At 47.1% G+C, this 16,901-nt stretch carries 16 protein-coding genes; 9 read left to right on the top strand and 7 right to left on the bottom strand.

The window, feature by feature from the left end; translation table 11 throughout:
* Positions 1–63: 63 nt before the first annotated feature.
* A complete protein-coding gene (locus VT06_RS09235) occupies positions 64–528 on the bottom strand; it encodes a methylated-DNA--[protein]-cysteine S-methyltransferase (protein WP_046554007.1) in 465 nt (154 codons plus the stop codon).
* Between the two features lie 198 nt (positions 529–726).
* Here VT06_RS09235 and VT06_RS09230 point away from each other — a divergent pair, with 198 nt between their 5' ends.
* The 3 genes from VT06_RS09230 to VT06_RS09220 are packed head-to-tail and all read left to right on the top strand — an operon-like array spanning position 727 to position 3,475.
* On the top strand, positions 727–1,065 hold the full coding sequence (locus VT06_RS09230) for a HopJ type III effector protein (protein WP_046554006.1): 339 nt from the start codon (positions 727–729) through the stop codon (positions 1,063–1,065).
* A gap of 37 nt (positions 1,066–1,102) precedes the next feature.
* On the top strand, positions 1,103–2,338 hold the full coding sequence (locus VT06_RS09225) for a DUF819 domain-containing protein (protein WP_046554005.1): 1,236 nt from the start codon (positions 1,103–1,105) through the stop codon (positions 2,336–2,338).
* Positions 2,339–2,389: 51 nt separating this feature from the next.
* Positions 2,390–3,475 (top strand): AI-2E family transporter, encoded by a 1,086-nt coding sequence (locus VT06_RS09220; protein WP_046554004.1) that lies wholly within the window; start codon positions 2,390–2,392, stop codon positions 3,473–3,475.
* 115 nt (positions 3,476–3,590) lie between these two features.
* Here the strand turns inward: VT06_RS09220 and VT06_RS09215 are convergent, their stop codons facing one another.
* Both VT06_RS09215 and VT06_RS09210 read right to left on the bottom strand, forming a co-directional pair.
* Entirely contained in the window at positions 3,591–3,785 is a 195-nt protein-coding gene (locus tag VT06_RS09215) for a hypothetical protein (protein WP_046554003.1), read from the bottom strand.
* A gap of 167 nt (positions 3,786–3,952) precedes the next feature.
* Complete coding sequence (locus tag VT06_RS09210; RefSeq protein WP_046554002.1) at positions 3,953–4,612, bottom strand: DUF2726 domain-containing protein; 660 nt, start codon at positions 4,610–4,612, stop codon at positions 3,953–3,955.
* A 196-nt stretch (positions 4,613–4,808) separates the two neighbouring features.
* On the opposite strand from VT06_RS09210, the gene aceB reads away from it, so the two are divergent.
* Positions 4,809–6,413, top strand: a complete 1,605-nt coding sequence (aceB, locus tag VT06_RS09205) for a malate synthase A (RefSeq protein ID WP_046554001.1) — start codon at positions 4,809–4,811, stop codon at positions 6,411–6,413.
* A 347-nt stretch (positions 6,414–6,760) separates the two neighbouring features.
* On the opposite strand, the gene VT06_RS09195 is transcribed toward aceB, so the two are convergent.
* A complete protein-coding gene (locus VT06_RS09195) occupies positions 6,761–7,699 on the bottom strand; it encodes a LysR family transcriptional regulator (protein ID WP_046553999.1) in 939 nt (312 codons plus the stop codon).
* A 193-nt stretch (positions 7,700–7,892) separates the two neighbouring features.
* Between VT06_RS09195 and VT06_RS09190 the strand changes: the two genes are divergently transcribed.
* From VT06_RS09190 to VT06_RS09175, 4 genes are all read left to right on the top strand, one after another.
* A complete protein-coding gene (locus VT06_RS09190; RefSeq protein WP_046553998.1) occupies positions 7,893–9,479 on the top strand; it encodes an isocitrate lyase in 1,587 nt (528 codons plus the stop codon).
* A gap of 57 nt (positions 9,480–9,536) precedes the next feature.
* A complete protein-coding gene (locus tag VT06_RS09185) occupies positions 9,537–12,857 on the top strand; it encodes a winged helix-turn-helix domain-containing protein (protein ID WP_235357396.1) in 3,321 nt (1,106 codons plus the stop codon).
* 56 nt (positions 12,858–12,913) lie between these two features.
* Positions 12,914–13,255, top strand: a complete 342-nt coding sequence (locus tag VT06_RS09180; RefSeq protein ID WP_235357395.1) for a DP-EP family protein — start codon at positions 12,914–12,916, stop codon at positions 13,253–13,255.
* A 169-nt stretch (positions 13,256–13,424) separates the two neighbouring features.
* Positions 13,425–14,399 (top strand): GGDEF domain-containing protein, encoded by a 975-nt coding sequence (locus tag VT06_RS09175; protein WP_052750215.1) that lies wholly within the window; start codon positions 13,425–13,427, stop codon positions 14,397–14,399.
* A gap of 81 nt (positions 14,400–14,480) precedes the next feature.
* Here VT06_RS09175 and VT06_RS09170 read toward each other — a convergent pair whose 3' ends face one another.
* Entirely contained in the window at positions 14,481–14,708 is a 228-nt protein-coding gene (locus VT06_RS09170) for an RNA-binding S4 domain-containing protein (RefSeq protein ID WP_046553996.1), read from the bottom strand.
* Positions 14,709–14,735: 27 nt separating this feature from the next.
* The gene (locus VT06_RS09165; protein WP_046553995.1) at positions 14,736–15,428 is read right to left on the bottom strand and encodes a tRNA-uridine aminocarboxypropyltransferase; all 693 of its coding nucleotides are present in this window, start codon (positions 15,426–15,428) and stop codon (positions 14,736–14,738) included.
* 118 nt (positions 15,429–15,546) lie between these two features.
* Here VT06_RS09165 and VT06_RS09160 point away from each other — a divergent pair, with 118 nt between their 5' ends.
* The gene (locus VT06_RS09160; RefSeq protein ID WP_046553994.1) at positions 15,547–16,443 is read left to right on the top strand and encodes a pseudouridine synthase; all 897 of its coding nucleotides are present in this window, start codon (positions 15,547–15,549) and stop codon (positions 16,441–16,443) included.
* A gap of 2 nt (positions 16,444–16,445) precedes the next feature.
* Here VT06_RS09160 and VT06_RS09155 read toward each other — a convergent pair whose 3' ends face one another.
* Positions 16,446–16,898, bottom strand: a complete 453-nt coding sequence (locus tag VT06_RS09155) for a YaiI/YqxD family protein (RefSeq protein ID WP_046553993.1) — start codon at positions 16,896–16,898, stop codon at positions 16,446–16,448.
* Positions 16,899–16,901: the final 3 nt, after the last annotated feature.

The following is a 16,901-nucleotide window of genomic DNA, read 5'->3' as shown; positions in this document are numbered from 1 at the left end:
TGTAACGCTAAGATTAGTTTGCAACCATAACATGCAAAAGGGCCGGGTTTATCCCGGTTTTTTTTATGTCTGCGGCATACACTGTTGCTCGTGCGCCAACAGCCAGGCTTTTTTATCCAGCCCGCCAGCGTATCCGGTAAGGGTACCATTTGCACCAATAACCCGATGACACGGCACCACGATGGCTATGGGGTTTTTACTATTAGCCTTGCCAACTGCCCGCATGGCTTTAGGGTTAGCAATTTGTCTGGCAATTTCGGCATAACTGCAGGTAAGGCCAAATGGCAATTCGCTAAGGGCTTGCCATACTTGCTGCTGAAAAAGGGTACCCGTAGCGGCCAGTGGCAAAGTAAACCGGGTTAATTGCCCGGCAAAATAGTGTTGTAATTGTCTGGCTGCAAGCTCTGTCAGCACTGAGGGGTGATCCGGCTCTACAGTGTAAATATCGAGGCTGATCTGAGTTATCCCCTGAGTATTCGCTTGGATCAGCACCCGGCCAAGCGGGCTGTCGATAGTTTGCTGAAACATATTCGTCTCCTAGTTGTAGCGTATTTTAGTATACCAACAGGGCTAACAAAAACGTGCTTGGTTTGCTATTAACAGTAAATTTAACGCTAAGCAGCGTGGTCTGTATTGCAGTTGAAGCCACCGCGGCTTAGTATCAACTTTAAAATGAGTAAGCATAATAACAGCGGCCAGTGAGGCCAGCAAAAGGCAGGAGTGGCAATGTTAGAGCGCTTTTTTATTCAATTAAGTACTGAACCAGAAACCATTAGTTTTCAGCAAAGCATCGGTATTATTGACCAGATGTACCATTTTCAGCCGTGTGCTTTTAGCAACGGCGAGTTGCAAAACTCGGCCGGTGAAAATAACGGCGCTTGTAAAATACTGGCATTTGGTTTGTTGCATCAATTATCTGAACCGCAAACCCTGTATATGTTTGGCGACTTTTATCAGGCCGTGCTTGCCAGCCCGAAGGGCGATGATCATCTGAATATTCGTAATTTTATGCGCAGCGGCTGGCATGGCATTGAGTTTAATACTCAACCATTACGTTTAAAATAAAATAAAATAAAATAAAATAAAAATTTTAGGGAATGTTATGTCGCAACCACCCATGTTTACCAATGACGCGGTAGTCCTTGGCTTACTGGCCGTTATTCTTGGCCTGGTGTTTTACAGCAGCCACAGTAATAACCGTTTTTGTAAGGGATTTTACAAATATGTACCCGCTTTACTGCTTTGTTATTTTATTCCGTCATTATTGAATAGTTTTAATATTATCGATGGCGAAGCCTCTTCTTTGTATAAAATTGCCTCGCGTTATTTACTTCCTGCCAGTTTGGTATTACTAACCTTAAGTGTTGATTTTAAAGCAATAGTAGGACTAGGCCCGAAGGCGCTAATTATGTTTTTAACTGGCACCGTCGGGATTATTATTGGCGGTCCGATAGCACTGGCGAGTGTCGGCTATTTTTTCCCGGAACAACTCGGTGGTGATGTCTGGCGTGGCATGACCACGGTTGCCGGCAGCTGGATTGGCGGTGGTGCTAATCAGGCGGCTATGAAAGAAGTGTTTAATGTCGATGGCAGTTTGTTTTCGGTAATGATTACGGTTGATGTATTAGTGGCCAATGTCTGGTTGGCAGTATTGTTGTTTATGGCGAGCCGTGCGGAACAGATTGATAAAGCCAATGGTGCCGATACCCGCGCTATTGTTCATTTGCGCCAAAAAATTGAGCAATATCAAGCAGCGAATTCTCGTATCCCAACTATTCAGGATATGATGCTGATTATCGCGGTGGCTTTTGGGGTTACTGGCTTGGCCCATGCGCTGGCTGATGTACTTGCGCCCTGGATTGCTGAGGTGGCGCCACAGCTGGATAAATACAGTTTAACCAGCGGCTTTTTCTGGCTGGTGGTGGTGGCTACAACGGTGGGTTTATTGTTGTCATTAACGCCCGTACGTAAACTGGAAGCGGTGGGGGCGTCTAAGGTGGGTACGGCGTTTTTATATATTTTGGTAGCTACTATTGGCATGCAAATGGACGTTACTGCCATTATGAGTAACAAGCTAATGTTTTTGGTGGGTATAATCTGGATGCTGGTGCATGCCATTTTACTGCTGGTGGTAGCCAGAGCTATTAAAGCGCCACTGTTTTATTTAGCGGTGGGTAGTCAGGCTAACGTTGGCGGTGCTGCTTCTGCCCCAGTGGTGGCAGCAGCGTTTCACCCGTCATTAGCCCCGGTGGGTGTGTTGTTGGCGGTGCTTGGGTATGGGTTGGGGACCTATGGTGCCTATATTTGTGGCTTAATTTTACAGCAGGTTGCGCCATAACATCCTGTTATTGCAGCGTGCAGTTAATGTAGATTTTAAAGGGAGTTATTGGTGAGTAGCCAATTTAAAACAGAACCACGGCACTGGGTGTTGATCATTGCATTAATGTTATCACTTTATGCCAGTTATTTGCTGGTAGCGCCATACATGGGTGCAGTGGTGTTAGCGTTTGTCTTATCGATGTTATGTTTTCCGGTACACCAGAAAATAGCCAAAAAACTGCCCAACAAGCCCAATGCAGTGTCGGCATTAACTTGCGCGTTATTAGTGGTAGTCATTTTGGTGCCGGCAATCCTAGTGTTTATTGCTATTGTGCAGCAAGGTGTTGCCTTTGCTAAGCAAAGTTATCAATGGGTAGAAAGCGGCGGAGCTGAACAATTATTACAGCACCCGTTTGTTGCCAAAGTTCTGGCTCAGGTAAACCATATTTTGCCAATGGGAGACATTACCGGCCAAAGTATTATTGAAAAAGTAACCCTGTTTGCTTCTGGCTTTGGTAAAGAATTGCTGAATATCAGTACTAAAGTGGTGGGCGATGTTACCGGGCTGATTTTTGGCTTCGTACTTATGCTGTTTGTGCTGTTTTTCTTGCTGCGTGACCATAAAGCTATTGTTGAAACGCTTCACTGGATAGTGCCGCTGGCACGATCACAAGAAGAAGAGCTATTAGATGAGGCCAGTAAGGTAGCGCGCTCTGCTGTGCTAGGTTCTTTTTTAACAGCTATTGCGCAGGGCATCGCCGGCGGCATTGCGATGGCGATTGTGGGTTTGCCAGGGTTATTTTGGGGCACCATGATGGCGTTTGCCTCTTTTATTCCGGCTATCGGTTGTGCCTTAATTTGGATACCGGCTACTTTGTATTTGTTGTTGATCGGAGATTGGCCGATGGCACTATTTTTAGCGCTGTGGGGTACTATTGTTGTCGGTTCTATTGATAATATTCTGCGGCCTATCCTAATGCAGGGCAGTTCTAGCATGAGTACCTTACTCATTTTCTTATCATTAATTGGTGGCTTACAGCTATTTGGTTTAATCGGCCTGATTTATGGCCCGATTATTTTTGCGTTAACCCATGTGCTAATTAAGCTTTATACTAATGAATTCAAAGATTTTTTGGAAAAACAAGACAAAAGCTAACTATGAAATTTAGCCATAGCACCTACCAGTTACCATTTAGTGCAAAGCGCTAAATTGCTGACAAAAAAAGGCCAGCATGCGCTGGCCTTGGTTTTTACCGGGTAGTCGAACACTGCTATACGTTGATATTGATGTTTTGACCAATATTACCAACCGGCGACGCAGCAGAAGTTTGTTCAACCGTTTGCATGGCACTTTGTACCAACATGTTGGTCATTTGTGCTTGCTGGTTTTGCTGCTTTTTAGCCATTACGGCACCTAATATTTCAAAGCTCTGAGCAGTTGCCAGAGTACCAACGGATTGACTCATAGTACCTCCTATTAACAATACGTCATCTTGCTATCGGCAACTGTCTGAAAAACTTTAGGCATTTTTTTGCCGTGACGTTAATTTTGTCGTATTTAGAAAAATGAATGCCGCCCGTTGCAGCGGGCGGCATTCCAACTTAGCGCGGAGTGACTCATTTCTCCAAAGCGTTAAGAAGCCTGTATTAGCGCTGTTTGTTGCGCTTTAATCTGGGAGTGCGACAGTGCCGGAGTTAGCCCGGTACCCGCTGATTGTAATGTTTGAACCGGTTTAAAAGAGCGTACAGGTCGAGTAGGGCCCTTTTTAACCAAGCCTTTGTACATAGGTTCGGCTTTTACCGTTGGCTTACCTAAGCGGGTTGCTAGGGCCTGCTGTAAATCTGTAGCAGTGTAACCGGCTTTAATTTTAATGCGTAAGTAGGGTAGGCCTGCTGCTTCTAATGCACCGCTGACAAACCAGTCTGGTGCCGCTTTATGTCCATCTTTATTACTGTTATTAACTAAATCGAGTACGGCGATCACTCTTAAATCATCTGCGGCACACAATACAAAATCAAGATATTTAGCATTTAACTTAAGTAAGGTACTGCGGCGGGACTTTTCTGTGGCATTGCCTTTTACTTCAATTAAATCGGCAAGTTTAACCCGGTTTAAAATTTTGTATTCGCCTACCACGGCTTTTTCCAGCAGGTTTTGAAATGAGCGCTCTACCGGGCTGAATAAGCTGCTGCGCTTTTGTACCTGAAAAGGATTGTTATTATCAATAAACCGACTGGCGACCATCGCCACCAGCACCACCAGTGCTACCAGCAATAACATAATAAATTCCATGTTCACCTCCGACGATAATTTGACATACGTAGTTCTGCCAAGAACCTAAAGCACAACCCGTGCCACAAATTTGCAGAATTTCAGCTTTAAGCTATTGTTTTTGGTGATGCTTGGCATTTTGACCATTAATAGCATTTATAGTAGGAAAGGGCTTATAGTAAGATTATCTAACGCAACAGTAATAAAAGGTCTGGATATGTCTGACACGATTACCCGCGGCGGTTTAACGATAACCGGCCAGCTTAACAGCGCTTACGAACAAATATTAACTGACGATGCCTGTGCTTTCGTGGCGGAACTGGCGCGCCGGTTTCAGCCAAAGTTAACCGAATTACTGGCTAACCGCGTTAGCCGACAGCAACAGTTCGATGACGGAGCCTTACCTGATTTTCTGCCAGAAACCGCGTCAATTCGTGATGCTGACTGGCAGGTAGCGCCTATTCCGCTTGATTTGCAGGACCGACGGGTAGAAATTACCGGCCCGGTTGAGCGTAAAATGATTATTAATGCGTTAAATGCTGATGTAAAAGTATTTATGGCTGACTTTGAAGACTCGCATGCGCCTAGCTGGGCGGGCGTTATTGAAGGCCAGATTAATCTGCGCGATGCTAATTTAGGTACTATTAGCTATACCGATCCGCAAAGCGGTAAGCATTATGCGTTGCAAGACAACCCGGCCTTGTTAATTGCCCGGGTACGAGGCCTGCATTTGTCTGAGAAACACCTGCTGGTTGATAACGTGCAGGTGCCTGGCTCACTGGTCGATTTTGCGCTGTATTTTTATCATAACTGGCAAACCCGCTTAGCGAACGGCTCAGGCGTATACTATTACTTACCTAAATTACAAAGCCACACTGAAGCCAAGTGGTGGGATGATGTTTTTAGTTTTACAGAACAATATTTTAAGGTAGCAACCGGTGCCATTCGCGCTACCGTGCTGATTGAAACGTTGCCGGCCGTGTTTGAAATGGACGAAATTCTGTATAACCTAAAAGATCACATTGTGGCGCTAAATTGTGGCCGTTGGGATTATATTTTTAGTTATATCAAGACGTTAAATAACCATGCTGACCGGGTACTGCCAGATCGGCAAGTGGTAACCATGACCAAACCGTTTTTAAATGCTTATTCACGCTTACTAATTAAAACCTGTCATAAACGCGGTGCACTGGCGATGGGTGGTATGGCGGCTTTTATTCCGGCAAAAGATGCTGCTGAAAATGAAAAAATTCTGGCGCGGGTAACCGCCGACAAAGAGCTGGAAGCCAGTAATGGCCACGATGGTACCTGGGTTGCCCATCCGGGCCTGGCGGCAACGGCTAATGGCGTGTTTGCTAACTATTTACGCGAGGGTAAACAAAATCAGTTAAGCGTAAGCCGCGAGCAAGATGCTGCGATTACTGCCGCTGAGCTACTAGCACCGTGCGATGGTGAGCGCACTGAAGACGGTATGCGCACCAATATTAGGGTAGCACTGCAATATATTGCTGCCTGGATCAGTGGTAAAGGCTGTGTGCCTATTTATGGCTTAATGGAAGATGCGGCTACTGCCGAAATTTCGCGCACTTCTATCTGGCAATGGATTAAGCATGGCAAGAGTTTAAGCAACGGTAAATTAATTACCAAGGCCCTGTTTGCCGACTTTTTAGAGGAAGAGGCAAAAGTAGTGTTACAGGAAGTAGGACGCGACAGCTGGCAGAGTCAAAACTTTGACCGGGCTAAGCAACTGCTGCTGGACATTACCACAGCTGATGAGTTGGTGGAGTTTTTAACGCTACCAGCTTACCAGCTGCTTGATTAACCTGAGTAAACCAAACCAAAGGCGCTGCCATTGCTGACAGCGCCTTTTTTTATATCCGGCATGTAGGGGAGAGCAGCTGCAACACCCGCCTTGGCTCGACACAGCAACTCGCTCGCGCTGGCGCACTCACTCAGACACTCTGTGTCGACCAAAACGGGGTTCCTGCCGTTCTCTTTCAAGTTTCGGCTTAACCAATAGAGGATAGAACCTCTTTTGAAGGAGTCGGGGAGTGTCTGAGCCCTGCCGCAAGGCAGGAAGCCTTGCGTAGTTCCCCGGCGAGTGAGGGAGAGTGTTGTGTCCGGCATGTAGGGGGAGAGCAGCTGCAACACCCACTTGGCGGTAAAACGCTAATTCAACTCATCTGCAGTTTCAACAATCTGCCGTCGAAACCAGATATGGCTGGCATCTTGATGCAATAGCGGGCTCCAAATCATTTTTAGTTCAATCGACGGTATAGCGAATGGCGGGTCCATAATGGCCATGGTGGGGTCGTTTTCATACAGCTTTGCCGCGCGGCTTGGTAATGTGGCAATTAAGTCTATGCCCACCGCCAAATGCATCGCCACATGGTAATTACGGGTAAATACCGAAATAGTGCGCTGCTTGCCCAGCTTGGCTAGTGCCTCGTCTACCCAGCCAAGTTTTTGCACGTCTTTGGGGTCCATGCCCACGCCCACACCAAAGCCGGTTTTGCTTACCCAAATATGCTGTGATTTTAAGTAACTGTCTAAATTAAAGTTTTTTACTACCGGGTTACTGGCGTTAATCAGACAAGAAAAGCTGTCGCGCCATACCGTTTTCTGGTGAAACGATTGAGGTAGCTGATCAAAGCGATTAATCGCCATATCTACCTTGCCGTTTTCCACATCATGAAAGGTTACATCGGACGGCGTCATAATATCTAGGCTGGTTAACGGTGCCTGCACCCGCATTTTCTTTAACAATGCCGGTATCAGCGTAGACGCCGCATAATCACTGGCCATAATCCGAAATACCCGGTTGCTGTGTAGTGGCTCAAAATCTCTATTTGGCTGCAGGGTTTCTTCTAAAGTTAGCAATACACCGCGTACTATGGGGGCCAGCTCGCGGGCGCGCTCGGTTGGTACCATGCCGTCAGAGGTACGCACTAATATTGGGTCATTTAGCAAATCACGCAGCCGTTTTAAGCCGTTACTCATGGCTGGCTGGGTAATATTCAGCTGGTTAGCCGCCCTGGTAACGTTTTTTTCGCGCAGTAACACATCCAGATAAACTAACAGGTTTAAATCCATCTTATTAATATTCATCTGCAAAATGCTCTTAGCGTTAACTATCACTGAATTGAATCATAACATTGGCCGGGCTGTACTCGTCAAGCGTAAGTTAGTATTCACAAAAGAAATGATGAGCATCATAAAAATTAGCTAGATGAATTGTTGTTTTGTTATCTATAGTGAATACCAACAACCCGCATAACAGCTTTAGCAAGAGGAAACGGCCATGACAGCTTATCAAGATGATATTAAACACTTCGACCATGTAATTAAAGAGGCCGGTTCGGCCTGGAATGCTATTAGCCCGGAATATGCGGCGCGGATGAAATTGCAAAACCGCTTTAAAACCGGGCTGGATATTGCTCAATATACCGCTGACATAATGCGGGCCGACATGGCGGCATATGATAACGATACCAGCCAGTACACTCAGTCATTGGGTTGCTGGCATGGTTTTATTGGCCAGCAAAAACTGATCGCCATTAAGAAACATTTCGGTAGCACCAACAGAAAGTACCTGTATTTGTCAGGTTGGATGATTGCCGCCCTTCGCTCTGAGTTTGGGCCATTGCCAGACCAGTCGATGCATGAAAAAACCTCAGTACCAGCATTAATAGCAGAGTTGTATACCTTTTTACGCCAGGCTGATGCTCGTGAGTTGGCCGGCTTATTCCACCAGTTAGATGACGCTACTGATGCAGCCAAAAAAATTGATATTCAGGCGAAAATTGACAACTTTACCACCCACGTAGTGCCTATTATTGCCGACATTGATGCCGGTTTTGGTAATGCCGAGGCCACGTATTTACTGGCTAAAAAAATGATCGAAGCCGGTGCTTGTGCTATTCAGATTGAAAACCAGGTGTCAGATGAAAAACAGTGTGGCCACCAAGATGGTAAAGTTACCGTGCCGCATGCCGATTTTCTGGCCAAAATTAATGCGGTGCGTTATGCCTTTTTAGAGCTTGGTATTGATAATGGTATTATTGTTGCCCGCACCGACTCACTGGGCGCCGGGTTAACCAAACAAATTGCGGTAACCGATGCACCGGGCGACTTAGGTGATTTATACAACGGTTTTCTGGACGGCGACATTATTAACGGTGCCGACGATATTGCCAATGGTGACGTAGTAGTAAAGGCCAACGGTAAACTGTTAAAGCCAAAACGGCTGGCCAGTGGGTTATTTCAGTTTAAAGCAGGCAGTGGCGTTGACAGAGTAGTACTCGATTGTATTACGTCATTACAAAATGGTGCTGATTTACTGTGGATTGAAACTGAAAAGCCCCACGTAGGGCAAATTGCCGACATGGTTAATCGCATTCGTGAAGTGGTGCCCAATGCCAAGCTGGTTTATAACAACAGCCCATCATTTAACTGGACCCTGAACTTCCGCCAGCAGGTATTTGATGCCTTGCAGCAAGCGGGTAAAGATGTCAGCAAGTATGATCGTGCCGCACTAATGAGCGCCGATTACGACAGCACTGAGCTAGCACAGGAGGCCGACAACCGTATTCGCACCTTTCAGGCTGATTCAGCGCGTGAGGCTGGTATTTTTCATCATTTAATTACCCTGCCAACTTACCATACTGCGGCGTTGTCTACCGATAATCTGGCGAAAGAATACTTTGGCGACGCCGGCATGTTGGGTTATGTTGCCGGGGTGCAGCGCAAAGAAATTCGCCAGGGTATTGCCTGTGTTAAGCACCAGAATATGTCGGGTTCTGATATTGGTGATGATCATAAAGAATACTTTTCGGGTGAGGCGGCGCTAAAAGCCGGTGGCAAGCACAACACCATGAACCAGTTCTAGCCTGGGTTCTGTTGCCGTAACATACTGCAACAATGGCTCATAACCTAAGGCAGCCACATGGCTGCCTTTTTTGTTAAAAAAAACGCGCCAGCATGTTATGTTATGGCGCAAATTCATTATTATAAATTAGCTATGAACGACACCTTCTTCTTTGGCGACTGGCAAGTGGAACCTGCGGCAAACACCTTACGCAAGGGTAAGCAGCTGCAACAGCTGGAACCCAAAGCAATGGATGTGCTGAAATTGCTGTGCCAGCATGCCGGTGAGGTACTAAGCAGTAACGATATTGTTAGCCAGTGTTGGCCCGGAATTGATACCGGCGATAATCCGCTGCATAAAACCATTACCCAGCTGCGTAAAGCGTTGGGCGACAGTGCCACCGCATCGCGTTACATTGAAACCATTCGTAAACGCGGCTACCGTACGGTGGCAGAGGTTCGTTTTCCCTTGGGGCAAGAGCAACGTGCAGAGGTGCAAAGCTGGCAGCATGGCTCGCCATTTCCTGGGTTACAGGCCTATGATCAACGCTATGCCAACGTATTTTTTGGCCGTGGCGCACAAATAGACACCTTACTTAGCCGTATTGCCCAGCAAATAAAATATGGCCGGGCTTTTTGTTTACTGCTGGGACCAAGTGGCAGTGGTAAATCGTCGCTGATTAACGCCGGGGTTATGCCTAACCTAATGCAGCCAGGCGGTTATAACGGCGTACAGGTGCTGGCTTACAGTGGCCTCGACTTAGCCGATGTTGCACCCAACCAGCTGCTAACCGATTTAGCCAGTGCCATGCTAGATTGGGATATTAACGATGTGCCGGTATTTGCCGGTGAAAGTGCAGAAAGCCTGGCGCTGCTACTGGCAACCACCCCCGAACAGATTATGCAGCGCTGCATTTCGCAACTGCCCAAGGCACAAAGTAAGCCCCGTTTTGCTTTATTTATCGACCGTTTAGAAGTGCTGCTGTCATCGCCACTATTTAGCCAGGCAGAGCGCGTCCAATTTACCGTGTTAGTAGAGCAACTGGCCACCAGTGGTGCGGTGCTGGTAATAAGCGCCTGTCGCAATGAGTTTTACCCGCTACTGGTTGACTACCCCAGCCTTATTGCCGGTAAAGCCAAAGGCGCACATTTCGATTTAGCCCCACCAGGGCGCACCGAACTGTTGCAAATGATCCGCTTGCCAGCATTAGCTGCCGGGCTAAGTTTCGATACCGACCCTACTACCGCCACGCCGCTGGATGAACTATTGTGCAGTGAAGCCGCCAGTAACCCCGATGCCTTGCCAATGCTGCAATATACCTTGCAGGCGCTGTATCTTAAACGTAGCGCCGATAACCATTTGCTGGTGTCGGAATACCAGGCACTGGGCGGTATTGAGGGCGCTATTGGTAAAAATGCCGAGCTGGCTATTTCGGTATTGTCGGGCGAGGAAAAAGCCAGCCTGCCAAGAGTGTTATCCATGCTGGTAACCTTGCGTGAAGATGAAAAAAGCATTACCAGCCGCAGTGGTCGGTTGGCCCAGTTGCAAACCCCGGCTGAACGTACCTTAGTGCAAACCATGGTAGAGCAGCGGTTATTTGTGACACAACTGCAAAACAACGAGCCCTGTTTTAGTATTGCCCACGAAGCGCTATTGCGGCGCTGGCCACGGGCCACCGCCTGGATAAGTGAGCACCACCACAGCTTAAGTGTAAAAAGCCGCTTGCTACATTTAACCCAGCGCTGGCAAGCCGAGCAGCAAAATAGCGCTTATTTACTGGCCGAAGGTAAGCCATTACAAGAAGCGCAAACCTTGCTGAATAACCACTTGTTTTTACTCGACAGCACCGAGCAGCATTTTATTCAAGCGTCTAACCGTAAAGCCCGGCTAAAACGCTGGACCCGGCGCAGCACCCTTGCCTTATTGTGTGTGCTAACGGTAACCGCTGCCAGCATGAGTGTTAAAAGCTATAACGCCGAGCAACAAGCCCAGCAAAAGCGGCTGGCTGCCGAAAACCTGCTGGGTTTTATGGTAGGGGATTTTGCCGACAAACTGCGCAGCATTGGCCGCATGGACTTACTCGACGGTATCAGCAATAAAGCGCTGGAATACTTTACTGATTATTCAGCCGACGATAACAGCTTAAGTATTGCAGCAAGGCTGCAGCACGGCCAAACACTGGAAGCGATGGGCGAGGTGGCTTATTCCCGTGGTAAAACCGACGAAGCCAGCGCCGCCTTGCAAGCGGCCAGAACTCAGTTGGAGGCCGTACTTACCCAACAACCGGATAATTTAGAGCTGCTAAAAACCCTCGGTGCCAATGCGTTTTGGTTGGGGCAAATACAGTACGACGCCAGCAACTGGCAGGCCACCCAGCCCGAATTTGAGCGCTATTACCAGTACAGCGAGCGCATGTACCAACAGGCACCGGATAACCTCGATGCGATTATGGAGCTGTCCTACGCCACCAATTCACTGGGCTCGCTGGCGATGCAACAACAGCAATTTGCTGTGGCGCGTAAGAACTTTGAAGAGTCGTTACGGCTTAAATTATTGGCTCAATTACAACAACCTGATAATCGGCAGCTAATCGCGGATATTGCTGATACGCGGTCCTGGCTGGCAAGTGCAGCTTTAGCTGACGGAAATGTGTATTTAGCAATTGAAATTCATAAAAAATTGCAGGCTGAGTTAATAAATACTACAACAAAGCCGGACCCTTATTTACTCGATATTCTGTCGAGCAGCTATCAAAAGCTTGCTGACCTATTGATTTATCAAGGGAAAATAGCAGAAGCTCAAGCCGCCTCTACACAAGGGGATCACGCTTTATCACAAGCAATAGTACAAGATCCGGAAAATAGCAGGTGGCTGAGAAATAAACATTTTCTTGATTATCAGAAATTTAATATTAATCCCGGTTCAAGTGCAAAGCAGATCGAGCACAACTTAACTTTATTGACTGAGACATTAGATGCGCAAAAAAAGGTGCTATCAAACGCCAATATTAAAGATATAAAAGCAAGGCTTTGGCTCTCCACGGCAACGCAATTACAAGATATTGGCCAATTGGCGCTCAGTAAGAAATACGCCGATTTAGCTAATGCTTCCTTCACTAAACTTACAGAACAGTACACGCAGAATTTAAGTTTCAGTGGTGCTGTGGCAGACAGCCAATTACGGCAAGCTAAAGCTTTAATGGCAACCGATAAGCTCGATACAGCGGTAATTTTTTGTAACCAAGCCAAAGCTCGTCTATCTATAATCACCGAAAAAAATAAAGAACCGCGATATGTTATTAGCTATGCAAAGGCGCTGGACTGCTTAGCACAGCTAAGCAGTCACCCAGAACTAATTCTTCTGCTGCAGAAGAATGGCATAGTAAGGTACCTTTTTTAACCAATAACCAAAGGAAACACATTATTCCTACTACTTAAGCTGCCAGTTTAATTCAGGTGTTAGTTCATCTGGAAAATGGTGAACCGGTATTTAATTATCAAACTAGCGGCGGCCAGCCTTTAGCCAACGGTGATGTTACGGTAACCGAAGCCGGTACTATTACTTATCAACTGGTGGATCATACCGGTAAAGGCCTGCGCTTTATCGGCGTCGGTTTTGTAACGCCGTTTGACGGCATTATTGACGCCATTACCGTCAGCAGTGATGGCCAGCTGCTGCAAATGCTGGATATGGATCGCAGTGCCGGCACCACCAAGTTTCAGTTTGTGCTGACCAATGCTACTAATACCTTGATGGTACTAAGTCCCGATCCGCAAGTTAAAAATGATCCTAGTTAACTCTGGCAACTTGGTTAGCTAACATAAGCCAAGTATAAGCCAAAGCCGCGCGAGGGGCTTTTTAGTTGATTAATATCATAAGCTTAAATCAGAAGGTTGTCAGAAGGTTATGGCCGTTGCTAAAGGTTAAAGTTGTTAGCAGTTAAGCCAACAATAGCGAGATAGCCCAATGACTAAAGCCCTAAGCAAACCCCAACTGTTGCTTGCTGCGCTAAACGATGACAGCCACTGGCTGGATAATACCGACCCTGTCATGTCGACGGGTATGGATGTTGGCGGTTTTATTCAATACCTGGCAGAAGCGGTGTTGGTGGTAAGCCCTGATGGAATTATAGAATGCGCTAATGCCAAGGCAGCGCTGTTATTAAACTGCGTAGCGCAGCCCTTAATTGGCCGCAACTGGTCAGATTTTTTAGTTAGCCGCTGCCAGCCACAATATGATGGTTTAGTGAAAATGGTGGCCAAACGTATTTTGTCATTGCAAGCCGGCCCTACCGAAATGGCGGTGCGCTGCGCCGATGCCACCCTAAAAGATATCGAGCTGTCGGTATCGTATTTACCCGAGCCAGCACCACGACTGTTATTGGTATTGCGCGACCTTACCCGCTACAAAGCAGAGTGTAGCCAGTTGCGTCAATTAGCCGCAACCGACGCCTTAACCGGCCTGGCGAACCGACGGGCGTTTGATGAGCAACTACAACATCACTGGCAGCAATGCACTGCCAGCAAAAGACCTCTTAGTGTGGTAATTATTGACATTGATTACTTTAAGCAGTTTAACGACCGTTATGGCCATATTCAGGGTGACACATGCTTGCGTAAGGTTGCTACCGCTATTGTGCAAGCCATGCCAGGGGATACCAAATTAGCTGCGCGTTACGGCGGTGAAGAATTTGCGCTTATTTTGCCACATCACAATGAAATTATGGCGCTGCAGGTAGCCAGAGAAGTGCAACAGGCCATACGGCAGCTGCGGTTTAACGACGCTGGCTTGCCTTTATCGGTTAGCGTATCAGTAAGCCAGGGCATTGCCACTGAAATTAACGGCCAGTATCGCACCAGTACTGCGCTGCTGTGCGCCGCCGATACGGCCTTGTACCGAGCTAAAGCCGATGGCCGTGATTGCATTAATACCTGTAGCTAATATTAAAAACTAAGGCGTAGTGCCTTTGCTGCCATTGATGTATAACGCTGATGAGGTATAACGCTGAAAACCAGCGTGTTATTACTCCAATAGCTTTAGTAGCAGGGTTTCATTGGCAAACGTTACCGTATCGCCGGCATTAATTTGCTTACGCTTCTGGGTTTCCACTACGCCATTTACTTTTACCAAACCGCCATCTACCGCAGCCTTAGCTGCGCCACCACTGCTGCACAGGCCCTCAAATTTTAAAATTTTATACAGTTCTACTGGTTGTTTACTGAGAGTGACATTACGTGTTGTTGTGCTCATAAATTTTAGCCTTGTTATGCGCTGCCGTTAAGCAGGTTCGTTAAAGGTTAAGTGGGGTTTGCCAAGCATATAAGCGCGGCGAAACTGCAAAAAATAGTCAGCCAGTTTGCTGGCCGAACCAGCTTCACCCGCTAATGCCAGCACTTCAATGGCCACTTCAGCGGTGCAAAGCTGATGCAAATGTGCCGCTTCACGAAGCTGATAACGTGATGCCTGCTCTGGCTGTATTCCCAGTACCGGCATTGTTGCCAAGTAAGGGCTTTTAAACATTTTCTTTGCTTCACGCCAGGTGCCATCGAGCATTACAAACAAGGGTATTTTAGCCGATGTCGCCGTGCGTAGCTCGGCGGCATTTTGCAAGCAACGCTCTGCTGTCGCATATTGCTGCGGAAATATGAGTATTGGCGCATAACGACTGTCAGCTAATAACGCCAGTAAGCCTGCATCGGGTTGGGTACGGTTCCAGACAAAGGCATAATTGTCGGCAATAACATCACACACCAACCGGCCGGTATTGCTGGGCTTATAACATTCGCCAGTGTACAGGATAAAGCAAAAGGCACAACTGCCAGCAGGGCTGGGTGTAAGGGCGCAAATGCAGGCGCTGGCTGGTAACAGGCAGTGTTCGCAGCGCTTAACTTTACTGCCTCGGGCATTAAATACCCGGCTGGCTTTAGCCAGTTCGAGAGCCCGCAGCGCTAACACAGAATTTTGCTTCACTTATTTCCCCGTCACGCCTTTAGCTATCTGGATAACCGCTAAGACAAAAGCGTAATTGTAAGGCTTTTATGCTAAGGTTGGCAGCCTTTTTCATGATTATCTGTTAATAGAGTGAACAGTGTCGATAGCCAGCCAAGCCTCTGAAATTACCTTACCTGCGGTTAATGAAAACGGGCAAACTGTGCTGCAGTTTTTGTGTGCCCACTTTCCATATATTGCTGAAACTGTCTGGCGTGAACGTATTGTTCAGGGCAAAGTGCATTGGTTTAATGGCCCGGCTATTACCGAACAAACCCCTTTTATGCCCAGTAAGCGCTTATGTTATTACCGCGAAGTCGCTGCCGAGCCGGTTGTACCATTTGCGCACCATATTCTGTATCAGGATCAGCATATTATTGTGGCCGATAAACCGCATTTTTTACCGGTAACCCCCGGTGGCGACTACGTTAATGAGTGCTTATTAGCCAGGCTAAAACGGCAAACCGGTATTGACGATATAGTGCCAGTGCACCGGCTGGATCGCGAAACGGCGGGTGTGGTGTTGTTTTCTATTAATGCACAAAGCCGAGCTGCTTATTATCAGTTGTTTAGTGCTGGCACAGTGCAAAAACACTATTTAGCCGTGGCGCAGTTAACGCCTGATGCAAAACAGGTAACACTGCCACAGCACTGGCATATAGCCAACCGTATTGAAAAAAGCCAGCCGCGTTTTATTAATACCATTGTGCCGGGCGAGGTGAATGCGCGCTCAGCTATTTGTCTTAGTGCCAGACAAGGTACCTTGGGGTTGTTTCAGCTAATACCGCATACGGGTAAAACACATCAGTTACGCTTGCATATGCTAAGCATGGGTATGCCAATACTGCACGATAAATACTACCCGGTTTTGCAAGCTAAAGCGACGCCACAATTTGATCAGCCTTTGCAGTTACTGGCCCGCCAGCTTAGCTTTATCGACCCACTAACCAGCCAAATTCAGACGTTCAGTAGTAAACAACAACTTACTAGCTGGTAAAATTAGCGCTGCTGGTAGTGTTGTAACAACTTATCGAGCTGATTTGCAAACGCCTGCCGATCACTTTGGTTAAGTGGCGGTGGGCCGCCAGTATGCACACCGCTGCCACGCAATGTGTCCATAAAGTCTCGCATGGTGAGTTTTTGTTTAATAGTGTCAACGCTATACAGTTCGCCGCGCGGGTTTAACGCTTGGCCACCTTTTGCTAGTACGTCGGCGGCTAAGGGAATATCGGCGGTAATCACTAAATCACCTGGTGCACAGCGCCGGACTATTTCGTTGTCTGCTTCGTCAAAACCATGCGCTACCTGCACGCTACTGAGATAGGGCGAAGCTGGCACCCGGATTAATTGGTTAGCTACTAGTGTGGTACTAATTTGTCTTTTTATGGCAGCCCGAAATAAAATGTCTTTAATTACTACCGGACAGGCATCGGCATCAACCCAAATCTTCATTGT

The sequence above is a fragment of the Arsukibacterium sp. MJ3 genome (genome assembly GCF_000987765.1).
Taxonomy (GTDB): domain Bacteria; phylum Pseudomonadota; class Gammaproteobacteria; order Enterobacterales; family Alteromonadaceae; genus Alishewanella.
The sequence above is the reverse complement of the archived record's forward strand: the minus strand, read 5'-3'. Positions and strand labels throughout refer to the sequence as shown.